The organism is Halodesulfurarchaeum sp., assembly GCF_036626455.1.
Classification (GTDB): Archaea; Halobacteriota; Halobacteria; order Halobacteriales; family Halobacteriaceae; genus Halodesulfurarchaeum.
Window position 1 is genome coordinate 1 of record NZ_JAZKRK010000013.1, and the last position, 20,860, is coordinate 20,860.

The 20,860-nt window shown below is 58.6% G+C and carries 21 protein-coding genes and 1 tRNA gene; 13 read left to right on the forward strand and 9 right to left on the reverse strand.

Annotated features, from left to right (window positions below):
* The first annotated feature begins 449 nt into the window (after positions 1-449).
* The 3 genes from V5A26_RS05645 to V5A26_RS05655 are packed head-to-tail and all read left to right on the forward strand — an operon-like array spanning position 450 to position 4,383.
* Entirely contained in the window at positions 450-1,553 is a 1,104-nt protein-coding gene (locus V5A26_RS05645) for a thiamine ABC transporter substrate-binding protein (protein ID WP_332320629.1), read from the forward strand.
* A 20-nt stretch (positions 1,554-1,573) separates the two neighbouring features.
* Complete coding sequence (locus V5A26_RS05650) at positions 1,574-3,355, forward strand: ABC transporter permease (RefSeq protein WP_332320628.1); 1,782 nt, start codon at positions 1,574-1,576, stop codon at positions 3,353-3,355.
* Complete coding sequence (locus tag V5A26_RS05655; RefSeq protein ID WP_332320627.1) at positions 3,352-4,383, forward strand: ABC transporter ATP-binding protein; 1,032 nt, start codon at positions 3,352-3,354, stop codon at positions 4,381-4,383. Before V5A26_RS05650 ends, V5A26_RS05655 begins: the two co-directional genes overlap by 4 nt.
* A 14-nt stretch (positions 4,384-4,397) precedes the next feature.
* Here V5A26_RS05655 and V5A26_RS05660 read toward each other — a convergent pair whose 3' ends face one another.
* The gene (locus tag V5A26_RS05660; protein ID WP_332320626.1) at positions 4,398-5,072 is read right to left on the reverse strand and encodes a class I SAM-dependent methyltransferase; all 675 of its coding nucleotides are present in this window, start codon (positions 5,070-5,072) and stop codon (positions 4,398-4,400) included.
* 63 nt (positions 5,073-5,135) lie between these two features.
* Positions 5,136-5,735: a hypothetical protein gene (locus V5A26_RS05665; RefSeq protein WP_332320625.1), complete on the reverse strand. Its 600-nt coding sequence runs from the start codon at positions 5,733-5,735 to the stop codon at positions 5,136-5,138.
* Between the two features lie 100 nt (positions 5,736-5,835).
* Between V5A26_RS05665 and V5A26_RS05670 the strand changes: the two genes are divergently transcribed.
* Both V5A26_RS05670 and V5A26_RS05675 read left to right on the forward strand, forming a co-directional pair.
* On the forward strand, positions 5,836-6,123 hold the full coding sequence (locus V5A26_RS05670) for a hypothetical protein (RefSeq protein ID WP_332320624.1): 288 nt from the start codon (positions 5,836-5,838) through the stop codon (positions 6,121-6,123).
* Between the two features lie 63 nt (positions 6,124-6,186).
* Entirely contained in the window at positions 6,187-6,771 is a 585-nt protein-coding gene (locus V5A26_RS05675) for a DUF7090 family protein (protein WP_332320623.1), read from the forward strand.
* 39 nt (positions 6,772-6,810) lie between these two features.
* Here V5A26_RS05675 and V5A26_RS05680 read toward each other — a convergent pair whose 3' ends face one another.
* The 3 genes from V5A26_RS05680 to V5A26_RS05690 are packed head-to-tail and all read right to left on the reverse strand — an operon-like array spanning position 6,811 to position 8,634.
* On the reverse strand, positions 6,811-7,593 hold the full coding sequence (locus V5A26_RS05680; protein WP_332320622.1) for a Zn-ribbon domain-containing protein: 783 nt from the start codon (positions 7,591-7,593) through the stop codon (positions 6,811-6,813).
* A 2-nt stretch (positions 7,594-7,595) separates the two neighbouring features.
* A complete protein-coding gene (locus tag V5A26_RS05685) occupies positions 7,596-7,985 on the reverse strand; it encodes a DUF2073 domain-containing protein (protein ID WP_332320632.1) in 390 nt (129 codons plus the stop codon).
* 4 nt (positions 7,986-7,989) lie between these two features.
* Positions 7,990-8,634 (reverse strand): Era-like GTP-binding protein, encoded by a 645-nt coding sequence (locus V5A26_RS05690; RefSeq protein ID WP_332320621.1) that lies wholly within the window; start codon positions 8,632-8,634, stop codon positions 7,990-7,992.
* A gap of 1,070 nt (positions 8,635-9,704) precedes the next feature.
* Here V5A26_RS05690 and V5A26_RS05695 point away from each other — a divergent pair.
* The 3 genes from V5A26_RS05695 (at position 9,705) to V5A26_RS05705 (ending at position 11,973) form a co-directional block, all read left to right on the forward strand.
* Positions 9,705-11,189 carry a Cdc6/Cdc18 family protein gene (locus tag V5A26_RS05695; protein ID WP_332320620.1) on the forward strand — a complete coding sequence of 495 codons (1,485 nt, stop codon included), beginning with the start codon at positions 9,705-9,707 and terminating at the stop codon, positions 11,187-11,189.
* 134 nt (positions 11,190-11,323) lie between these two features.
* A complete protein-coding gene (locus tag V5A26_RS05700) occupies positions 11,324-11,701 on the forward strand; it encodes a helix-turn-helix domain-containing protein (RefSeq protein ID WP_332320619.1) in 378 nt (125 codons plus the stop codon).
* Complete coding sequence (locus V5A26_RS05705; protein ID WP_332320618.1) at positions 11,698-11,973, forward strand: DUF7521 family protein; 276 nt, start codon at positions 11,698-11,700, stop codon at positions 11,971-11,973. The genes V5A26_RS05700 and V5A26_RS05705 overlap by 4 nt, the downstream gene beginning before the upstream one ends.
* Positions 11,974-12,060: 87 nt before the next feature.
* On the opposite strand, the gene V5A26_RS05710 is transcribed toward V5A26_RS05705, so the two are convergent.
* Positions 12,061-13,134 carry a S26 family signal peptidase gene (locus tag V5A26_RS05710; RefSeq protein WP_332320617.1) on the reverse strand — a complete coding sequence of 358 codons (1,074 nt, stop codon included), beginning with the start codon at positions 13,132-13,134 and terminating at the stop codon, positions 12,061-12,063.
* A 58-nt stretch (positions 13,135-13,192) separates the two neighbouring features.
* On the opposite strand from V5A26_RS05710, the gene V5A26_RS05715 reads away from it, so the two are divergent.
* From V5A26_RS05715 to V5A26_RS05725, 3 genes are all read left to right on the forward strand, one after another.
* Positions 13,193-14,722: a DNA-directed DNA polymerase II small subunit gene (locus V5A26_RS05715; protein WP_332320616.1), complete on the forward strand. Its 1,530-nt coding sequence runs from the start codon at positions 13,193-13,195 to the stop codon at positions 14,720-14,722.
* 127 nt (positions 14,723-14,849) lie between these two features.
* Positions 14,850-16,028: an aspartate kinase gene (locus V5A26_RS05720; RefSeq protein ID WP_332320615.1), complete on the forward strand. Its 1,179-nt coding sequence runs from the start codon at positions 14,850-14,852 to the stop codon at positions 16,026-16,028.
* A gap of 1 nt (position 16,029) precedes the next feature.
* The gene (locus V5A26_RS05725; protein ID WP_332320614.1) at positions 16,030-16,800 is read left to right on the forward strand and encodes a lipoate--protein ligase family protein; all 771 of its coding nucleotides are present in this window, start codon (positions 16,030-16,032) and stop codon (positions 16,798-16,800) included.
* On the opposite strand, the gene lipA is transcribed toward V5A26_RS05725, so the two are convergent.
* A complete protein-coding gene (lipA, locus tag V5A26_RS05730) occupies positions 16,773-17,693 on the reverse strand; it encodes a lipoyl synthase (protein WP_332320613.1) in 921 nt (306 codons plus the stop codon). The two genes, V5A26_RS05725 and lipA, sit on opposite strands and share 28 nt — an antisense overlap.
* 151 nt (positions 17,694-17,844) lie before the next feature.
* Between lipA and V5A26_RS05735 the strand changes: the two genes are divergently transcribed.
* Entirely contained in the window at positions 17,845-19,185 is a 1,341-nt protein-coding gene (locus V5A26_RS05735) for a tryptophanase (protein ID WP_332320612.1), read from the forward strand.
* Between the two features lie 18 nt (positions 19,186-19,203).
* Here the strand turns inward: V5A26_RS05735 and V5A26_RS05740 are convergent, their stop codons facing one another.
* Together V5A26_RS05740 and V5A26_RS05745 are read right to left on the reverse strand one after the other, a co-directional pair.
* On the reverse strand, positions 19,204-19,863 hold the full coding sequence (locus V5A26_RS05740; protein WP_332320611.1) for a metallophosphoesterase family protein: 660 nt from the start codon (positions 19,861-19,863) through the stop codon (positions 19,204-19,206).
* Positions 19,864-19,895: 32 nt separating this feature from the next.
* Positions 19,896-20,468: an IMP cyclohydrolase gene (locus tag V5A26_RS05745; protein ID WP_332320610.1), complete on the reverse strand. Its 573-nt coding sequence runs from the start codon at positions 20,466-20,468 to the stop codon at positions 19,896-19,898.
* Positions 20,469-20,573: 105 nt separating this feature from the next.
* Between V5A26_RS05745 and V5A26_RS05750 the strand changes: the two genes are divergently transcribed.
* Positions 20,574-20,646: transfer RNA gene (locus V5A26_RS05750), tRNA-Gln, on the forward strand.
* Positions 20,647-20,860: the final 214 nt, after the last annotated feature.

Consider the following 20,860-nt stretch of genomic DNA (forward strand, 5'->3'; position numbering starts at 1 on the left):
ACTCGAAACCTTCGACCAGTGCCTCGATGGCCTCCGATTGGTCGCCAGCGGGGTCAAAGGGGGCGTCCACCCGAAACGGCCGGTCCAGTTCGGGCCGGTCTGGGGCGAGTGGGCCTGCCGTATCGCTCATTACCTGGATTTAGACGCCCAGTAATTTACATCCGGCCCAAGCGGAGATTCCGCTGAGTGTTTATCGTAGCGAGCAGGTGACACGGCGAGACACGGCCACAGTGTGCCACGCCACCGGGAATCCCAGCGGCCGAGGATTCGCCAGCAGTCTGCGATGACTGGCCGGAGTTGCCTCGCTATTTTCGGGCTGTGGCCGGCGGTTCACTCACATGGGCTGGGTTGGGCCGGTTGTCCCTGATAAACAATGGGCCCGGAGGTTTGCCGGCAGCGAGTCGCTCCCAACGTGTGACTTTTGTACCACCGGGTAAAACAACCTGGTAATGAAACGACGAACGTTTCTCAGATCCGCCGGTGCGGCCGGTGTTGCGGCCTTTGCAGGCTGTGCTGGGCCCAGCGCTGACACAAATAGGACGACGACAGGAACGACAAGCGGGAGTGATGCCCTGTCTGGGACACTTAGTGTCGCCACCTACGAACCCTTCATCGACGCCCCCAGCGTGAGCCCAGGCAATTGGATCAAAGAGCACTTCGAATCGACCTACCCCAATGCGACAATCGAATGGCTCACACCGGATTCGGAACTCAATCACTTCGTCCAGCAAAAACAATCAGGGGTCGGCGTGTCCGCAGATGTCTACGTCGGCGTCAACGCCGACGATCTGGTCCGGGTCGACGAACAGTTGGGCGACACGGCGCTCTTTGACCCGATTGCGAGTGGGCAACTCTCGAACGGCGATTCGGTCATCGAGGACTTGCGTTTTGATCCGGGCGGGCGGGCGATCCCCTTCGACACGGGATTCATCAGTCTGGTCTACGATGCAGGAGCAATCGAAACCCCGGAAACCTTCGCGGATTTAACCCGGCCCGAATTCGAGGACACGTTGCTCCTCCAAAACGCCCAGACGAGCGATCCCGGTCGGGCGTTCCTCCTTTGGACGATCGCGAACCAGGGCGAAGCCGAATATCTGGACTATTGGCAGTCCCTCGTTGACAATGGAGCGCAAATCCTTGGGGACTGGAACGCGGCGTATACGGCCTACTCGAACGAGGAACGGCCGGCAGTCGTCTCCTACTCGACCGACCAGGTCTATGCCCATCGGAATGACCAGGATATGGAACGCCATCAGATCGGCTTCCTGAACGACCAGGGCTACGCCGTGCCTGAGGGAATGGCCCGCTTTGCCGACGCGGAGAATCCGGAATTGGCCACCGCCTTCATCGACTTCATGCTCTCGGCGGCGGTTCAGTCCGAGATCCCAGTTCGGAACGTCGCGTTCCCGGCGACGACAACCGCCGATCCGCCGGCAGACTTCCAGGAATACGCATATCGACCGCCGGAAACGGTAACCCACACCTACGACGACCTCGTCGGGTCGCTGGATAGTTGGGTCGAAACCTGGGCCCAACAGATCGCAAGTGGGTAAGACAGGTGGCCAAATCAGGGATGTCCCGAGCGGTCGACCGACTGCCGACGTGGTCAGGCGAGTACCTGTTGCCAGCAGCGGTAGTCTCGAGCGCGGCCATTCTTCTGGTAATGTTTTACTACCCCATCGGGACCGTGTTCGCCCAAGCATTGGGTGGAACGGTCGAGGGGACGGGGCCGATTGTTGCGGTACTCGGTTCGGAGTTCTACCTTGGAGCGGCAAGTGACATCTTTGCTCGTCCCGGGGCCGTTCCAGGCGGTATTCTCGACTGGGTGCGGGCCGGCTTTCCATCGATCGAGTTCGGGCTCATCGGATTTACCGTCTACCAGGCCCTGCTCTCGACTGTTGCGAGCCTCGCCCTCGGCCTTCCAGGTGCGTATCTTCTCTCCCAATACTCGTTTCCGGGCCGGGACACGCTCCGCTCGCTCACGATGCTTCCCTTCGTCCTGCCCTCTATTATGGTGGCGATCGGCTTCGTTGCCATGTTCGGGGACCAGGGAGTGTTGAACGACGCCCTCGGACTCCTGGGCCTTGGCTCGGTTTCGCCGATGTACACTCTGGAAATCATCGTCCTGGCCCACGCGTTTTACAACGCACCACTCGTCACGCGCATCGTCACTGCGGCGTGGGAGGGCATTGACCGTCGGATGCTCGAAACCGCTCGTGGGCTGGGGGCCGGGCCGATCCGCTCGTTTCTCGACGTCACCCTCCCCCAACTCCTTCCGGCAATCCTGACCGGAGCCCTGCTCACGTTTCTCTTCACGTTCATGTCTTTCCCCATCGTGCTGGCTCTCGGGGGGTTGCAACTGGCCACCGTGGAAGTCTGGCTGTACGCCCACGTCCAGCAACTCGAACTGGCACAGGCCGCTGGCCTGGCCGTCGTCGAGACGGTGATTACACTCTCGTTGACCTACGCCTACCTCCGATACGAGAGCGGCCAGGGCGGTCTCTCCGGGCTTGGTCGCGGGCCGGACCGAAAACCGCTCTTCGGCTCGCTTCGGGACCCCAAACGGATCGGATTACTGGCCTACGGTATGATCGTGGTGGTGGTCTTCCTTGGCCCGCTTTTGAGCATGATCATCGAGAGTGTGACCGGGCCGTCAGGGCTCACGATTGAGCACTACAGCTTCCTCCTCGAACGGCAACTCACCGGCGCCCCGTTCCAGGTCAAGCCCCTGCCAGCGATCGTCAACTCCCTGTTCTTTGGCGCTGCGACCTTGCTGGTTGCCGTGCCCATGGGAGTGACAGTGGCCGTCATCGAATCGAAGCGGTTCGTCGGCAGTCGGGTGTTAGATGCAGTGCTCATGGCCCCGCTTGCGGTCAGTGGGATCGTTCTCGGACTGGGATTACTCCAGGGGGTCGTGTTCGGAACGGAACTGCTGGGGCATCGGATTGCCGTGACCGGACCAGTCGCAATTGTGGCGGCACACGCGGTGGCCGCCTACCCGTTCGTCGCTCGAACCGTGTCCCCACTGCTCCAGCGAGTCGATCAGCGACTCCTCGAATCCGCCCGCGTGCTGGGAGCTACTCGAGCGCGCGTGCGGATGGACATCGAAGTCCCGCTAATCGTCCCCGGAATCGTCGCCGGGGCGGCACTGACCTTCGCAATCAGCATCGGGGAATTCGATTCGACGGTCATCTTGGCTGAAGGCAGTGCGAGTTACACGATGCCCGTCGCTGTCGAGCGGTACTTGGGAAACCGAACCCTCGGTCCGGCCACGGCTATGGGAACCGTTCTGCTCGCCGTGACCGCAGGGAGTTTCGTCGTTATCGACCGCGTCGGGGGCTGGTGGGAGCCATGACGGCCCTCGAACTGCGAAACGTCTCGAAGACCTTTGCTGGCGAACAGGCACTCGATTCGGTGTCACTCGCCGTCGAAGACGGGGAGTTTTTCACCCTGGTCGGCCCCTCCGGCTGTGGGAAAACGACGACACTCCGGCTTATTGCCGGGCTCACAGAACCCAGTGCTGGCACCGTCAGGATCGGTGGCAAACCGATGGCCGGAGTTCCGCCAGAGGACCGAAACGTCGGAATCGTGTTCCAGAACTATGCCCTGTTCCCACACATGACCGTCGCGGAGAACGTCGCGTATGGGCTGAAGTTTCACGATCCACCTCGTGGCGTCTCGACTGTCGACCGGGTCCAGGAACTCCTCGAACTCGTCGATCTGGCAGCCATGGGCGATCGAGAGCCAGAAACTCTTTCAGGGGGGCAACAACAGCGGGTGGCGCTGGCTCGCGCCCTGGCACCAGGCCCTGAACTCCTACTTTTGGACGAGCCGATGAGCGCACTCGACGCGCGTCTCAGAGACCGACTGCGGCGAACTGTTCGTGAAATTCAGTCTGAGTTGGGCATCACGACGATATACGTAACTCACGATCAATCCGAGGCGCTTGCGGTGAGCGAGCGAATCGCCGTCATGAACGCCGGTCGGGTCGAACAAGTTGGCAACCCCGAGGCCGTGTATCGGGAGCCAGCAAACCGGTTTGTCGCCTCATTCGTCGGTGACAATAACCTCTTCGAGGTGCAATCGGTGACGCGGAGCGTGGCAACTGTCGAAGGTGGTGCAGAGATCGCGGTCGGGGAGGAGGTGGACCCGGGAGATATCCTTGCTGTCAGACCCGAAGCGATGCATCTGGGATCGGACGACACCGTCCTGGAGCCTCGGCTGGAGAGCGTGGAGTTTCAGGGAACCGGCTACACCCTTCACTGCCGCCTGGGAACCCGGGACTTGCTCGTGAAAACTGCTGGACCCCCGACAGAACCGATGCAAGTTGGATTTTCAACCGGGGCGGTGCAGGTGCTGCGAGAGGTCGAACCGGAGCGATAAGGACCGACGCCTCCTCAGGGAACAACACCAACGGTAAGAAGCGTGCCGTAGGTTCGGTAGCGTTCGACCATCGCCGCTCGGGTGTCAAACGATTCGGTCGGGAACTCCTCGGCCGGCGGGATCTCGACCTCTCGGTCCGGGATATTGTCCTGGGCGGCAACGTGTAAACCCGCCCGTTCGAAGGCCTGGCGGTATTCATCGCGGCTCAAACGGGACATCGGAACCTCGATGAACGCTTCCCATTCGTGGGAGTGAACGTTCTCCTCGTAAAAGTCGACGGCGCAGTAAAAGGTCCCTCTTGGTCGGAGGACGCGCTTGAGTTCCGTGAGGACCGAATCGATGTCGGCGTAATAGATCGCTTCCATCGAGAAGGCGTGGTCGAGGGAGTTCGATTCGAAGGGGAGTGATTCGAAGTCACCCCTGAGAAACGCGATCGAACTGTCCTCCGTGTATCCCGCTGCATTGGTCACCATTTCGACGGAGGCGTCAATCCCGTACCCGCGGCCGATCGAACGCTCTCGGAGCGCCCGGAGGGCGTACCCGCTCCCGGTTCCCAGATCCAACACGGCATCGCCGTCCTCGACGGGCATCCGCGAGAGCGCTTCCTTGGCGGTGTGCCAATGACGTTCCTCCATCCCCCTGTCACGGCCGTCCGCAGCCCACGCGTCGAATTTTTCCCGTACACTCATATCGAACCACCGCCAGTCATGCCACAAACCAATCGGGCCAGCAAGAAAACCGCTCCGCCCGATTTATCGATCAGCGTCCTCCGGGTCCTCTCCGCCATCCGAATCCAACGGGAAAGCCAGGTCGGAGTCCTCCGACCCGCCATCGGCCGGAACGGGTCCGGAGCGAGTCGAGTCGCGTGCGGGCGTTCGAGACCGTGATTGCCATCCCTGTTCGGTTCTTGTACCCGAACGGTTCGATTTGGGAGTTGTAATTCCATCCAGGAGCGCTGCAAAAACTACGACGATAGCACTACCATAACCGAGGAAGAGTGTCGTTCCCAGCAGCCCGTCGAAGGACACTGAGGCGGGTTGCAGCCCGCCCGTGAGAAATGATAAGACGACAGTTCCGCCCGCTAGCAGTCCCCCGCCAACGGCGAGTCGTTTTGCCCGGCGGTTGCCGGTGGTCGTCCATGTCGCTCCGATGAAGACGATTGGCGGGACTAGGGCCCCAATCCCGACGGCGATGGATTGGGCCGATTTAAGTGGCGTGCCGACACGCACCAAGATTTCAGTCAGGAATCCAGCTCCACCCACAGCGAGTACGGTTGTGCCCGCGAGGAGCAAAGCGACTGCGCTCCCCGTTCGAAACAGTCGCCTCGTTCCGGTCGATTCCCGGGTCGGCATTCGTAGGTGTCAGTAGCCGGAGGGGGGCCAAATAACCCCGTGTCAGCGTCAGACAGGTGTCTGACGCAATTTTAATTGGGTTTGGGTCAGATGGAGCAGTATGGCATCGGCGGTCAAGTTGTCCGTCCGAACCGGGATCGTCGGGTCCTGGGCCGTCCTCTTCGGCGGCACACTTGTTTTGGGCTTAAATTGGGTTCTGGGCCTTATAAGTGCCAATGGAAGCAATTCCGTCCCGCTGGCCGCTGCCGGATTCCCCATCGTGGCGCTCGCGGAAACGGCACTGATCAACGTCTACAACGGAAGTGCATTCACCGTCTTGATCGGGGTATTGCTCGTTACCGCCGGATGGTATCAGTTGCTTCGATTGTCAGCCACTGACCCGGTCTGAGTTGGTATAAGTAAACCCCTGACAGAGGCTAGTGCTTACAAGGCATCGACGGGTCTCAACGGTATGGACTACGCGCTCGAAATCGAAGGGGCACCACAAACTGTGCCAGCGGGGACGTCGATCCTGCTGGAACACCCCAGTATCGGCGGATCCGATCCCATCGACACGGGGTTTCTCTCGGCGGGTTCGGAGCCGGCACTTGTGGTTTCCACCCGTACCACAGCCCGCGAAGTCGCCGAGAAACTCGACCATTATGGTGTCGATCCCAGGCAAATACACATCCTTGATGCGGTGAGCATCGATCGGGGGTATTCACGACGGGATAAGCCGCGTGTTGAGTTCGTTCCTTCTCCTGACGATGTCGACGGAATCGTAAAAGAAGTCCAACTGTTTTTCGAGCGCGACGACGGTGGGAGCCGGCTCAGTTTTGATTCGGTCTCGGAGCTTGCCTATTACGCGGGCGAATCAGCCGCCGTCGATGGGCTCGATCGACTCACGGAACTGCTTCGACAGCATGGAGCTATCGGGTTGTTTCACGTCTCCCCGGAAGTCCACGACTCGGCCATTCAGGAGGAATTCGAAGCAGCCTGTGACGGTTTAATTTCTCTCGACGAGTCCGGGTCCATCTCGGCGGATTTTGACTTCTGAAAACGGCCGGTCTGGTTATAAGCAAAACGAATACTCCGATTACGACCGATCGGGGCTGTCCGCACCGTCCCGCCACGTTTCCGGAACTTCGATCACGTATTTGCCGTCCTCCCGAAGGGCGACGATATGTTCCTCGCGATCGTACAGTTCCATCAAATTGAGTTCGTACTGGCCCGGTTCGACGATACGAATGCTTTCGAACTGATCGTTGAGTTCAGAGCGAAGAGTTTCGAGGTCGGTATTTGCCGCTTTATTCGGTTCTTCAGCCACCCGACCATCCTCTCGTGGGGGCTCTGTTGAGTCCGGGCTCGAACTAGCGGAACCAGTTTGGGTGTCAGTTTTCGATTTTCCCGGCTGGCGTTCTGAGTCAGTGGGACGTGTTCCAGTTGTCGACCCTCCCGAGTGAAGTTCGGAAACATCCGCGACCTCACCCCTAGCAGACGCCTGGGCCCTGTCTTCGAGCGACTCCGTGTCTGTGGACCCAGTTTCGATAGTCTGTTTTTCTGAGGAATCAGTTTCGGCCGACTGTTCGGACCGTTCCGCCTCCAGTTCGCTCGGTGTGTCATCCGTGGTCTCGCCCTTGTCTTGGTGGGCTGATACGTATTCACGAACGGTCGAGGCCGCTCGACCCATACGACCAGTCACCGAATCCTCCGAAACTGGGGGTTCAGGTGGCTCCGTTGCCTCGGGTTCGTAATCTTTCGGATCGGCCCCTTCGGGAATGTACTGAAACGTGTTCCCACCACAGTTCGGACACCCTGAAAGCATCTCCTTCGAACCGTCGGGAAACGTCGACTGACAGGACGTACATTGGTGGGGCATCGCTATTTCCCCGAAATGAGTGCGCGAATGAGGGTGTCGTCTTTCTGGAGCGAGTGGATCTGATTGGCCGGTCCGATGACGGTAAGTTTCGCATTCGACGGTTCGGATCCGATGAGTCGGGAGAGAAAGCCGCCTCCGGTGGCCGTTTGCTGGGGGAAACTCTCGATTTCGATCCCCGAGAAGTCATCGGGATTGATCTCCGTCATGGTCACTTCGATGAGTTTCGACTCCTCGTCCGGGGTCAGTCCCTCTTCGAGGATGACGATGTTCCCGGATCTGACGTCGTCCAGGATCATCCGGATCTTTTCCATCGAAGTCTTATCGTGCATGCGCTGGCCCGAGATCAACTCGATTTCAACCCCGTCTGCCGAATCGTGTTCGATTCCTGCCATCATGTCACCCGAAGTACGCGGCGATCTTGTCGTAGACTTCGTCCATGTTGTCCCCCTCCAACGCGGAGAGCGGCACCGTCTCGTGCTGGGGGAACGCGTTTTCGATGCGATTGATCTGGGCCTCATCGAGATCGATCTTGTTCGCGAAAATCAGGACCGGCAGGTCCCGGGATTCGATGATACCGATAAGCATCGTATTGACCTGGGTAAACGGGTCCTCAACGGAGTCAAGGACATAGATAACCCCATCGACGTCTTCGCGAAGCCAGTGCATCGCTTCCGCGACACCCTCAGTGGCTTCCCGGGAGCGGCGCACAGCTTCGTCTTTTTCGATATCGTGCTCGAGGAATTCGGTGTAATCGACTTTCGTCGTCACGCCTGGAGTGTCGACAATGTCGATGGTCACCGTCTGGCCGTTTCGCTCGATCTCCACGTTTTCTTTTCGTCGAGCTCGTCGAGTCTCGTGCGGGATGCGGGATTCCGGTCCGATTGCATCGCCGGTCCAATCCCGGGCGATCCGATTGGCAAGTGTCGTTTTGCCAGCGTTCGGTGGTCCATAGATACCGATTCGTTTCGGCTCAGCATCGCTCGCGAACAACGTGTTCGCAACCTGCGAAATACTGTTGCGCAAACTTCCGAGCAGTCCCATTTATGGCCCCTCTTGTACGTCCCGAGGTTTGAAGTCTCCGGACACGCCTATTGCTTAGGGGCCATCCTCTTAAGTGCATGTATGGATTGAGTAGCCGAACAAAACAAACGATAAACCTGTTGAGTGGAGATCGCTACTTTAAGTGATCGTTGTGAGAGTTTGTAACCCACTGTCCTTCCTCCGAGCCAAATCGAACACTCGATTGTAACAACATGGATAATACGTTGTTATTGTCACAAGGACACAGATGCCCAGTGGTATTTTTGATTTAATATGGCAGCTGCAACACAAAATATGAAAAGAAAACCGTGGGATAAAACCGTTATCGGAGTCAAAACGTCCGTTTTGTATAACGAAATAGAGAATGTTTCTTGATTTTCTCTTAACGTTCCACCCCCAACCCCTTGGTTTCCACTGGAAACCAAAACTAACACAAATAAACAACAACCCACAAACAAATAACACAAAAACCCAACATGTAAAAAATACACAATAGTTTATGGTGGAGTTTGACCTAGTTTACGGTTACTGTTATTCAAGACTATACATAAAACTTTTTGTTTTGATGAACGGGTTGTGGTGACGGTGTTTTTCGTCTCCAGTTGAAACAAAGGGGTGGGGGGCTAGTACTGTATGAACTGGCACCAATCCACAAAACAAATCGGGTTGTTAATTATCGCTTACGGAACAATAAAAACAAATACCTCCCGCTTTCACATTTGAGTCCCGACTCACTGAAACAAATCATAATCCAACTCCAAATTGTTCACACCTGGATCACTACTCAGCCTACAACCACATCCCAAGTTATCACTCGTGCATCGAACACCGCTCTCGTATCAATCGACACGGTTTGCCCGGTTTCTGAGCCACGGTGTTTTCCAAAACAACACACTCTGGGCTGTATGGACCGATAGTTTTTTATCTATCCCACACCCCCGGTTTCATCTGCATCAACTGCACAGGGGAGGACCCATTTCGCACACTTCAAATCCATATTTACGGGGTTACAGCCGATCTGATGGGGGGTATGGATTCCTGTCGCACTTGAACCGAAGGGGCCGTTTCACATGGTAGAGGACACCCACGCACCCGATAATGTCGGGACCGAACGCGATTTCGAAGTCGAGCTTGACGAGGTACTGGAAACAGAAACAGAGACCGACCAGGGGTTGTTCGATGACCTCCTCTCGGGGAAACCGATTTTCGAGAACAAGGAAGTCCTCCGTCCATCCTATACTCCCCATGAACTCCCCCACCGGAACGACCAGATCAACAAGATGGCAACGATCCTCGTGGCTGCCCTCCGGGGGGAAACACCGTCTAATATCCTCATTTACGGGAAAACCGGGACCGGGAAGACCGCGAGCGCGAAGTACGTGAGCCAGGAACTCGAGAAAACCTCCGAGAAATACGACGTCCCGTGTCGGGTCGAGTACATCAACTGTGAAGTAACGGACACGCAGTATCGAGTCCTCGCACAGTTGGCAAACACCTTTATCGAGCGGAACCAGGACTACGTCGAAAACAGATTGGTGGACTTACGGGACCTCGAAGACCGGGTGATAGCCGATTCAACAGCTCTGGAGGAGACCGAATACGATTCGAAGGCGGATCTGGAAGCCGAAATCAGGAATCTCGAAGCGGACCGCGAAGAGATGAAACCTGTCCCGATGACAGGGTGGCCCACAGACCGGGTCTACACCACCTTTTTCGAGGCCGTCGATTACGTCGAACGGGTTGCTGTCATCATGCTCGACGAGATCGACAAACTAGTCGAGAAAAGTGGGGACGACGTTCTCTATAATCTGTCGCGGATGAACTCCTCATTGGATAACTCCCGGGTTTCGATTATTGGGATATCGAACGACCTGAAATTTACCGATTTCCTCGATCCGCGCGTGAAATCCAGTCTAGGCGAGGAAGAAATCGTGTTCCCGCCCTACGACGCAAATCAACTTCGGGATATTCTCACACACAGGGCGGAGGTGGCGTTCAAGGCTGAGGTCCTTTCGGAGGACGTCATTCCACTCTGTGCTGCCTTTGCAGCCCAGGAACACGGCGACGCGCGACGCGCCCTCGATCTACTGCGCACGGCCGGGGAACTGGGCGAACGCGAACAAATCTCGGAAATCACCGAAGAACACGTTCGGAAGGCCCAGGACAAGATCGAACTCGATCGTGTCGTGGAAGTCGTTCGAACTCTCCCGACCCAATCAAAACTGGTGCTTTACGCGATCGTGCTTCACGAGAAAAACGATGTTCGGAACATCAACACTGGTGAAGTGTACAACATCTACAAGCGGCTCTGTACGGAGATCGAAGCCGACGTGTTAACCCAGCGTCGGGTGACTGATCTGATCAGCGAACTCGACATGCTCGGGATCGTCAACGCGGTCGTGGTGAGCAAAGGACGATACGGGCGGACCAAAGAGATCAGCCTCTCGGTCCCCGTCGAGGAGACCGAAACCGTTCTGCAGGCTGACTCGCGGATCGGTGACGTGGGTGACGTCTCGCCGTTCCTCCAGGCCCGATTCGACGGAGACCACGGATGAGTAAATCCGAAATCGCTCGATATTGCCAGCCAGACGGTCTCCGCGAGCGCTAATGGACGGTTACCCGACCCTCAGGACCAGGGTGGTCGAAAAGCCGACGGAGTTATTACCGTGACACCACCACCCTCTTATTGATGGTAGCTGGTCCGTTGGGAGGTGTCGAAGACCCCGATTCCCAAGCGATATTCGACGCCTTGGAGGACAGCGACTGCCGTCGGATCATCGAGCACCTCGAGGAACCACAAACGGCAAAAGAACTTTCTGAGGACTGTGATCTGCCGCTCTCGACGACGTACCGCAAACTGGATATTCTCACAGAGGCTTCGCTTCTCTCCGAGCGGACAGTCATTCAATCCGACGGGCATCACTCGACACAATACGAAATGGCCTTCGAACAGGTAGCGGTACATCTAAACGAGGAGCACGAACTCACCGTCGGCATACACCGAGAGGCAGAATCTACTGACGAACGTCTCGAGTCGTTATGGGCGGAGGTACGCCGCGAAACATGAGCGAAATCACTGGGCTTGTTGTCGTATTGAAATCCATCACCGTCGTGCTTGGGGGGTTGATTACGTTGTTCGCCTACCGGGCGTATCGGAGGACGAACGCCATCCCGTTGCGATGGCTTTCGATCGGGTTTGCGACGATTACCCTCGGCGCGATGCTTGGTGGGTTCATCGACCAATTGTTGGTGATGACCCGGGAGTGGGCGCTCGTCATGGAAAGCAGCCTCGCCGTCGTGGGCTTTGCAGTCATCCTCTATTCGTTATACGTGAAGTAGGGCAATCCTGCCGTATCCGGGTAATACCTCCCATTTGTCTTTGTTGGCGGGCCTCCAGTCAAATCTCTGGAGCCAAATGGCTCCGGGTCACACCGCTGGAAGGGCACCGGCCGTAACACTCAATCCAGGCAGTTCCAGTTCCGAGGCTGCAAGCCGGATCCACCCGACCCACGGGATTCGAACGGTCGCTGTTCCGCGGACCCATTCAGGCTCGACGACTGTGCTAATGCCCCGCTCCTGGTCGTAGTAGTTGTTCGTAGTAGGGTTGTCACCCTTCGTAATGAACCCCTCGGACGGGGCCGGGCAGGCGCCCAATTCGGCGCAAGAGTCCGCCTGGATTACGTCTGGATCGGCTCGGTCGTACCAGTTCTCGCCTGCTTCGACGTAGAGATGGGCCCGGTGGATAATTGGGGTGGCCGAATCAGACCCATAGGGTTGATAGACGATGACGTCCCCTGGGCCACCGAATCGGTTGTAGTCCTGTTCCGCGCCAGTTTCTGCAGTTACGATACCCGTTCCCCCCGCGTTGTATTCGGGAGATAGCCGGTCTTCGGCCATCACCAACACGAGATCACCTTTCTGGAGATGTGGGTCCATACTATTACTCTCCACGGCAACAAGCGGGGGCCACACGCCGCTGATCGCAAAGAGCAGGAATCCGACAGCGAAGACGATAAGGATGCTGACCAGCGTATCTCGCAGGAAGGCGATCCACTGGGAATCGGTGTCTCTGAACCAGTTGAAGGCAGGTCCCACTCCAGCTCGGGGATCGGGGTCCCCGTTTGAGTGATGTGTCTTGGGCCGGTCCGGTTCCCTTTCGGCTTCGAACCGGTCGGTATCCTCGACCCCGTCTGTGTTCTCGGCCTCGTCGGGCACGCCTGTTGATTTAGTGATGAACCCCCGTTCTGCGGGGGTCTGTGGTGACGGTTCCTGGTCTGACTGGAAGGGAGCCTGATCGCCTAAATCGAATGGTTCCTCGCTCTCGGGCGAGTCGACATCCTCGTCGGGACCGGACGAATTGGCCCCATCGTCACGATCTGGGGAGTCGACATTCTCGTCAGGACCGGACGAATTGGCTCCATCGTCACGATCTGGCGAGTCGACATCCTCGTCACCACCCATGCCCCGCACTACTGCGGTTTCCCGTTTTAAAGTTCGCATGGGCAACCGGCCACCTGTAGTCGCTATCCTTTTGGGCGACTCACCCGTCACTCAGTGCGTGCCACGATCCTTACCGGTACGGATCGTCAAACGGCTGACTGCAGCTGGCCTGAACGCCGATCGGGAAGCGGTCACGCTGCTAGCCGGGGCTGGGGATCCTGCACAGGCGGTCGAGGCGGTTCTCGATCGGATCGACCAGGAGGCCGTCACCGTGACGACAGCTGATGTCAGGCCCGTCCTGGACGACGACCGAGTGCGGACAGATACCAATGTTTCAACTGGAGGGCAAAATGGCAATAATCAAACGACAGAGGCGGATTCTACAGCAGAAATAAAGGGGGTGAAAACAACAGAATCGACGTCGTCCCGAGCGGAGCGTGATCCCGACTCGCCGAGTGTCTCTGAGGACGTGACCGGCGCGAGTACGGGGACGGGGGTCTACGAGGACTTCGTGGCCGTGTTTCGGGATCGGTACGACCGCCTGTCCTCGATCTTACGCGGGCGTGTCAACCACCGGCCGACCGACGCCCTCGAATCGATGGCGGGAGGCGCTGACGGGGCCCTCATTGGTCTGGTGACAGACGTCCGCTCGACCCGGAACGGCCATCACCTCGTCGAACTCGAGGACACGAACGGAACCTTTCCGATCCTCGTGATGAAGGACCGCCCCTTTGCTGACGCGGTGGACGAACTCCTCCTGGACGAAGTCATTGCCGTGGAAGGGACCCTGTCCGACGATTCGAGTATTTTGTTCGCGAATACCATCCACTTCCCCGACGTGCCCCGAACGTTTGACCCGTCGACTGCGGATCGCCACGTCCAGGCCGCACTTGTGAGCGACCTCCACGTCGGCAGCCAGGAGTTCCTGAATGGGGCCTGGTCGAGGTTCACCGATTGGCTGCATACCGCCGCGGCCGACCCCGTCGAATATCTCCTCATCGCCGGTGACATGGTCGAAGGTGTCGGCGTCTATCCCGATCAGGATGAGGAACTCGACGTCGTGGACATTTTCGAACAGTATGAGCGCTTTGCCGAGCACCTCAAAGCAGTGCCCGGGGACATGGAAATCGTGATGATCCCCGGAAACCACGACGCGGTTCGGTTGGCCGAACCACAGCCGGCGTTTGATTCTGAGCTTCGGGAAATCATGTCCGCCCACGACGCGACGATCACCGGTAACCCTTCGATGGTCACGATAGAGGGCGTATCCGTACTCATGTACCACGGGGTGTCACTGGACGAACTGGTCGCGGAACTGCCCCTCGAATCGGTCAGCTACGAGCACCCCGCCCAGGCCATGGCCCAGTTGCTGAAAAAGCGCCATCTCGCACCGAAGTTTGGTGGGGAAAACCGGATTGCGCCGGAGAAACGCGATTACCTCCTCATCGAGGACGTACCGGACGTCCTCCATTCGGGCCACGTCCACAAACTCGGGGTAGATGCCTATCACAAGGTTCGCCTGGTCAACTCAGGCTGTTTCCAGGGCCAGACGGCCTTCCAGCGCAGTGTCAACATCACGCCGGATACCGGAACGGTTCCGATACTCGACCTCGACACCCTGGATGTGACTGTTCGGAAATTCACGTGAATTGTCACAGCTAGGGACCGATTTCCAGCCACCAATGGTCGCTTCGGCGGTCGAAGGACACAGTTATCATCGATGACGCGTTATTCGGGGCTATGCACCTCTCTATCACATCTCGGGGGCAATTGGTATGCGGGTAGTCACCAAGTTTGGGGGCACGAGTCTCGGCAGTGGCGAACGCATCGACCGGGCGGCCGACTCCATCGCGAAGGTGGCTGACGCCGGTCACGAGATCGCGGTCGTCGCGAGCGCAATGGGGGATAGGACGGACGATCTGCTTGATGCGATCGAGTTTGACGCGACCGACCGGGACGAAGCCGAAATCGTATCGATGGGCGAACGGACGAGTGTTCGTCTCCTCAAAGCTGCATTGACTGCTCAGGACATCGACTCGGTGTTTCTCGAACCGGGCGATTCCGGCTGGCCGATCGTCACGAACGATATCGGGGAAGTGCTCCCCGAGGAAACCCGAAAGCGGTCAAAAAAACTTGCTGACAAACTCGGAGAGACGGTGCCGATTCTGACTGGCTTTCTCGCCCAAGATCTGGATGGCAACATGACAACCCTCGGTCGGGGTGGGAGCGACACGACGGCGGTCATGCTTGGGCAGTACATGACCGCCGATCAGGTGGTCATCGTGACCGACGTCGAAGGTGTCATGACTGGGGACCCGAACGTCGTCGAGGGTGCCCAAAACGTCGGCGAGATCACTGTTGACGAACTGCGGAACCTCTCCTTCCGTGGGGCGGAGGTGGTCGCACCGAGCGCATTGAGTTACAAAGACGAGGACCTCACGGTTCGGGTGATACACTACCAACACCGGAACATCCTCTCTGGCGGGACGACGATTGAGGGGCAGTTCGAACATATGGTGGACATGCGCGAGGACCCCCTTTCCTGTCTCACCGTTGCCGGTCGCGCTATCCGGAACACACCGGGCATTCTCCATACACTGTCTGGAGCGCTCTATGACGCCGGAATCAACGTCGACGCGGTCGCTTCGGGGATGGATTCGATCACCGTCTACGTCGACGAATCCGTCGCCGAGACCGCCGAAACCGTGCTGCACGACAAGATCATCAAAAACAACACCCTCTCGAGTGTGACTGTAACGGATAAAATCGCGGTTATCCGAGTTCTGGGCACCGAATTTCCCGATCAGCCTGGTGTCGTTGCCGGGATCGTCGACCCGCTTGCCGATGCCCACATCAACCTCGTCGACGTGATCACCTCCGCGACCTCGGTCGCGGCCTTCGTTCCCTGGGAAAACCGCGAGGCCGCTCTCGAAATCATTCAGGACGCCTTCTAATATGGAGTGGCGCCTCATCCGTTCTGGTCAGTTCGATGCCGCGACGAACATGGCTATTGACGAGGCGATTCAGGAGCGGATCGCAGCGGGCGCTGACTCCGTTATCCGATTATATCGCTGGGACCCGGCTGCGGTCAGCATCGGGTATTTCCAGCGACTCCGCGAAGAGGTTGATATCGAGACCTGCAAAGCCGAGGGCATCGACTACGTCAGGCGACGAACTGGCGGTGGAGCGGTCTTTCACGACCCCGAAGGCGAACTCACGTATTCGGTTATCGCGCCCGAGTCGGTGTATCCTGCGGATGTCGAAGCCAGCTATCGGGCGATCATCGGTCGGGTGATCGACGGATTCGAGCAGGTCGGGATCGACGCCGACTTCGCCCCGATCAATGACGTCGAGGTGGACGGACGGAAAATCTCCGGCAACGCGCAGACGAGGCGGGACGGGGTGCTCCTCCAGCATGGAACGCTGCTCTACGATCTCAACCCAGAACAGATGTTTTCCGCTCTCTCGGTCGACGCGGCGAAAATCTCCGAGAAACATCTCGAAAATGCCCGGGATCGGGTGGCGCCTGTTCGGTCTTTGGTCGACGCGTCACGCGCGGATCTCAAAGCGGCCATGATCGATGCCTTTACCAGCGACCGTTCGGTTCGAGCATCTGACTATCTTGACGCCGAACGTGAACGGGCAGCGGAACTTGCAACGAAAAAATACCGGACCGATGCGTGGAACTTCGACCGTGATCAGGGGTCGCTCACTGATCCCAACTGATCCGGTTCGAGCCCCGACTCCATCGCGTTCTCGACGAACAGTTCACCGGCCCGATAGGAGGACCGCACAGTCGGTGCCGAAGCGACATACTGGAAGCCAACCGATTCCCCGTACTCCTGGTAGCCTGCGAACTGCTGCGGTGGGACGTAGGATTCGACCGCGGGGTGATCATTCGAAGGGCGGAGATATTGGCCGATCGTCAGGAAGTCGACGGCTGCCCCGCGAAGATCGTCCATCGCCGCTTTCATCTCGGCTTCGTGCTCGCCGAATCCGACCATGAGTGAACTCTTTGTGAAGATCTCCGAATCGAGTTTCTTCACGCCTTCCAGGACTGACAGGGATTGATAGTAGGCCGCACGGGGATCACGAATCTCGCCCTGTAACCGTCGTATAGTCTCCAGATTGTGTCCGATAACGTCGGGGCCGGCGCGCACGATTTTCCGCAAGGCGGGTGTTGAGCCCGCGAAATCCGGGATGAGGACTTCGATTGTCGTTTCCGGTGTCACCTCTCGGATCGCTTCGATACAGGCCGCGAAATGGCCAGCTCCGCCATCCGGCAGGTCGTCGCGATCGACGGAGGTGACGACGACGTAATCGAGGTCGAGGTCGTCGACAGCCGCAGCGAGACGGTCCGGTTCGCCCGGATCCGGTGTGTCTGCAGCGGGTTTGCCACTCGGCACGTCACAGAAGTCACAGTTCCGGGTACAGGTGTCCCCAAGAATCATGAACGAAGCCGTCCGCTCCTGCGCCCAGCATTCCTCGCGGTTCGGACAGGACGCCTCCTCACAGACTGTCGTCAACGATTGGTCCTCGATGGTCTCAGAAACGGCGTGGTGTTGACGGTCCACGCCGGAGAGCGAATCACGAATCCACTCCGGCTTGGGCTGGGCCATGGCCCCGCTAATGTGGGCCCGAGTATAACTCCAGTGGAACTGGCAGAAGTGCGTTCTGTCGGACAACTCCGCTCGTCCTCGTCACAGGTCGCGCATTGTCGCACAGAAACCGCCAGGAACATGTTTGGGGCTCTCGCCCTGCGCCTTTGCTATGCGCTCGTATCTCTCCAAAATGGTGACGAGCACGCAACTCCCCGAACGGGAGGAGCGGGCCGAACATATCGCAGATGCCGGGTACAACGTCTTCAATCTGTCATCCAGTGACGTCTTCATCGATCTGCTGACTGACAGTGGGACCGGGACGATGAGCGACGAACAGTGGGCAGCGCTCTTTCGTGGTGACGAGGCCTACGCGGGCAGTTCGAGCTTCGAGGCCCTCGAGGATGCGGTGAAGTCCGTCATGGGATTTGAGCACGTCGTTCCCGCCCACCAGGGCCGCGGAGCGGAAAACGTCCTGTATGGCACCCTCTTCGAGTCAGATGACGTCGTGCCCAACAATACCCACTTCGACACGACCAGAGCCCACGTCGCCAATGCCGGTGCCGAACCGGTCGATTGTCCGGTCGATGGTGCGATGGACCCCGATGCGTCGGGTGATTTCAAGGGCAACCTCGACATCGACGCCGTCCGCTCGCTCGTCGAGGACCGGGGCGCAGCGTCCGTTCCCGCGATCATTCTGACGATAACGAACAACTCGGCCGCCGGCCAGCCGGTGAGCGTCGAAAACACCCGGAAAGCCAGCGATCTTGCTGACGAACTTGACGTCCCGCTGGTCATTGACGCATGCCGATTCGCCGAAAACGCGTACTTCGTGACTCAGCGCGAACCGGGATACGAGGACGCCACTGTCGCTGAGGTGGCTCGGGAACAGCTCTCCTACGCCGATGCCCTGGTCATGAGCGCGAAAAAAGACGGTATCACGAACATCGGTGGGTTCGTGGCCGTTCGCGACCCGGAACTGTTCGAGCGGGTCAAACAGCGGGCGATCCTCTATGAGGGGTTTTCGACATACGGGGGAATGGCGGGTCGGGACATCGAAGCGCTCGCGGTCGGGCTCCAGGAAGCGGTCGAGGACGAATACGTCGCCCAACGAATCGGGCAAACCCAGGAACTGGGCGAGCAACTCGCAGCGGCGGGTGCTCCGATTTACCAGCCTCTCGGGGGCCACGCGGTCTACCTCGATGCCGAAGCGCTCCTTTCCCATCTACCCCTCGCGAAGTATCCGGGACAGGCCCTCGTCGTCGAACTTTATCGTGAGGGTGGCGTTCGGGGCGTCGAACTTGGGAGTTTCGCCTTCCCCGACACCGATCGACCGGAACTGGTCCGACTCGCCTTGCCCCGGCGGACCTATCACCGGGAACATCTCGATCACATCGTCGAGACGGTCACGGCCGTCATGGAACATGCCGAGTCGGTGCCCGGGTACGAGGTGGTCTGGGAACCGCCGCGAAAGGAACTTCGCCACTTCTCGGCCGAACTCGAACCGGTGTGAGCCGGCCATTCGGTCCGCTTAGCGCCCGTCACGGAGCCGTTCTGCGGTTCGAAGCGGGAGATCTGCCTTGGCGACGGCTCGCTCGACGCGGCTGATATCGTAGGCCACCCGCCGCGTGTCGACCGCCAGCGCATCGAGATCCAACAGAGCATAGGCTGCATCGGGGTTTCCATCCCGTGGCTGTCCGACGCTGCCCGGGTTCAGCACGATCCCGTTGGCCGTCTCTTCGACGTGCTGAACATGCGTGTGACCGATCACCAGGACCGATTCGTCCCCGAGCAAATCCGGCCCGAACGCGTCCGGGTAGGTGTAGCGATCGGGATCCTCAGGATGACCGTGGACGATTTTGACCTGTCCGTCGAAGCGTGTGCGTTCTATCGGGAGGGATTCGAGATACGTCAATTGGGCCGAGGAAAGCTGCTCGCGCGCGTATAACACTCCTTCACGAGCCATTCGGTTCCCTCGGAAATTCTGATCGCTCGCGGCCATCCGGTCGTGGTTGCCCTGAATGCACGGGACATCCAGGTCCCTGATCGTCTCGACGGCGGCCGCGGGCCAGGGATTATAGCCCACGAGGTCCCCGGCACACACGAGTCCGTCCACTGGGGGCATATCCTCGAGGACTGCGTCGAGGGCAACCCGGTTGGCGTGGATGTCGGAAATGATCCCGATTTGCATACCAAGGTGTTCGAGGCCGAGCCGAATGTGGTTTACTTTGAATCCACTGTCGCGAGCTCAAAGCCGGACTCGGACAGTGTGACTCCTGTTGCGGCGACTGCATGCTCGAAGTCAGCTGTATAGGCCGTTTCCGCAGCCTCTTCGGCTGAATCGACGTCGAACGCATACGGTTCCGGGGCGTCTTTCTCGTAGGTCGCGACGAGGGTCGCCTCGGAGACCGATCGAACCAGTAACGCGTCGCGGCGGACGATGCCGACAAACGACGTCGCCCCGAGCACACCGGCGATTCGGGGCGTGTCGTAGTCGTCTTTTTCGTAATCCAGGGCGAAGAGACCGGAGACAAGAGCGTCCCGGGGCGGGTAGCCGAGATCGAGTTTCTCGGCGATCGGATCGACGTGTGAACCATTGCCAATAACCATTGCATTGCCCCCTGGCTTCACGCAGTTATATGAGATATAAGGGTTGTCCGTCTTCGGAGCGTCCGGGGTCGGGACGACTGTCACGGCATCGCCTCGGTTTACCATCGTGCGATTCGGAAAGGATCGGGAGGAGACCCGATACGCGGCGGTGTCGGGACCGACGACGATGAAGCGACCGATGTACATGCTCGGGAAAACTGCTATCAGGAGCAAAAGTGTAGCGAAACGGGGCGTGGCCGACTCGAACGCGGAACGGTTAAGGGCGCCCATCGAATATTCTCGACCGCGTACAGTCCCATGGGGTAGTGGCCAATCCTGTTGCCTTCTGGGGGCAACGACCCAAGTTCGAATCTTGGTGGGACTATTTGTCCGTTTGATTCGGAGACCGTTCTCCCAGCTCGGTTGCCCAGTTCGAGTGCCATGACTTCCCAGCTCGACTGAGCGGGTCCATTGATGATGTCCCAGCGGCCCGGTGGGTAAACCCATTTTCCAAAGTTGCGAAAAACGGCCTTGAGGAAAGGAGGCCGCCAGATCACTCTGTCAAACACCCCTGCAGAATGGGAGACGCACAAGGGTTT